At 40.7% G+C, this 1,965-nt stretch carries 2 protein-coding genes; both read left to right on the top strand.

From position 1 onward, the window contains the following. Positions 1-334 precede the first annotated feature (334 nt). Complete coding sequence (locus tag PLK24_RS11110; RefSeq protein WP_324479137.1) at positions 335-1,321, top strand: sugar ABC transporter substrate-binding protein; 987 nt, start codon at positions 335-337, stop codon at positions 1,319-1,321. 21 nt (positions 1,322-1,342) lie between these two features. Then, on the top strand, positions 1,343-1,965 hold a 623-nt coding region (locus PLK24_RS11105), incomplete at its 3' end, for an ATP-binding cassette domain-containing protein (protein ID WP_324479135.1).

Raw genomic sequence — 1,965 nt, 5'->3', positions numbered from 1 at the left:
TGGGTGGATGTAATTCCCACGTTATCCAAACATAAAAAGGTTGTACTCTTAGCTTTGACGGTTTTAGATGGGTATTTTTTTCATCTGGTATTATCAAGCAGCTTGGATGTCAAACCCATAAAACAGGAACAAATAACTCATCAAGAGTAAAATGAGTATTGACTTTATTATACTTCCAGCTGTTTACTGATATATGTTGAAAAAATTATACTTATTGGGGTAGAATAAGTTTATAAATGAAAAAATAACACTGGAAGGGAGGCCAAGTTAATAAAAAGTATTTAAGAAGGGGAATTTAAAAGGATATTTTCTAAACCATTAAGGAGGTATAAGCATGAAGAAAATTTTAGTTCTTATGGTGGTTTTGTCTTTAGTCTTAACCTTGGTTGGCGCAGTATCAGCCCAGGGGAAACATTTTGAAGAAATACGGATTCGGTTTTTCCCGGGTGGATCAGAAGGAGATCCCTTTGCTTCAGTGGTATATCGAGGTGCAAAAGCAGCTGAAGAGGACTTTGGCTGTACGGTTGAATATGTGTTTTCCCAGTGGCAGCCTGACCGGATGGTTGCACAGTTCAAAGATGCCATAGCTGCGAAACCTGATGGGATAGCAATAATGGGGCATCCTGGTGATGATGCTCTTGATCCGCTTATTGATGAGGCCATCGCCGCTGGTATTATCGTTACTTCACAAAATACTGCCCTGCCGATAGCAGAGGGGAAATATAAAGATAAAGGTTTTGGATATGTAGGTCAGGAACTCTATGCTTCTGGATATTCCTTAGGTCAAAAAGCTGTTGAAAAGTTTGGTCTTAAGGAAGGGGATCGGGCTATGGTTTGGGGATTGCTTTCCCAGGAAACTCGTGGCCTGAGGACCAAAGGAGTAATCGATGCATTTGAAGAAGCCAAATTAGTTGTTGATTATATCGAGATTTCTCCCGAAGTGAACGCTGATGCCCCGCTGGGGACTCCAATAGTAAGCGGTTATCTCTCTTCTCACCCCGATTGCAAAATTATCGTAACTGATCATGGTGGACTCACCGCTACTTTAGAAACCTATTTGAAGGGAGCTGGCAAGGGTCCTGATGATGTTATTGGGATTGGGTTTGACTTGACAGCAGCTACTGTTGAAGCGATACGAAACGGTTTCTGTGATTTGATACTCGATCAGCAACCTTATCTCCAAGGATATCTGCCCATACTCCAAATTTGTTTAACCAAAAAATATGGTTTTTCCGGACTTCATATCGATACCGGTTCCGGATTTATTGATGCAGGCAATGTTGAAGCTGTAGCGAAGCTGGCTGAAGAAGGGATTCGATAATTAGTGACTACTCAAGAATCTTTGGTCAAATTATGTAATATCAAAAAATCGTTTGGCCATGTTGAGGTCCTGAAGGGGATTAACCTGGAGATTAACACCAATGAAGTCGTTGGTTTATTAGGTGATAATGGTGCCGGGAAATCCACCTTGATCAAGATTATCACCGGAGTCCATCAACCGGACTCCGGTGATCTCTATTGGAAGGGAGAAAAACTGGTCAATTTTAGTGTGGCGAAAGCTCGTGATATTGGTATTGAAACCGTTTTTCAGGAACGTGCTTTAAGTGAAGAGCATAGTCTTTGGAGAAATATTTTTATGGGAAGAGAAATAACCTCCCGCTGGGGATTTATCGATGTAAAAAGAGAGAAAGAAAAAACTGAGAGGATTATGAAAGAATATATGGGTTTTACCTCTTCGGCATTAACTACTGATGCAGTGGTTAGAACAATGTCAGGTGGAGAAAAGCAGGGAGTGGCCATAGCACGGGCTCTTCACTTTGAAGCTGATCTTATTATCCTTGATGAGCCAACCACCGGACTTTCTTTGTCCGAAACTCAAAAAGTACTTGGTTTTGTTGATGACATTAAAAAGAAGGGTAAATCATGTATTTTTATTACCCATAATATCTATCATGTCTATCCGGT

It is taken from the genome of Atribacter sp., from assembly GCF_035418125.1.
In the GTDB taxonomy this organism is placed as follows: Bacteria; Atribacterota; Atribacteria; order Atribacterales; family Atribacteraceae; genus Atribacter; species Atribacter allofermentans.
This window is presented reverse-complemented; position numbering and strand designations above follow the sequence as displayed.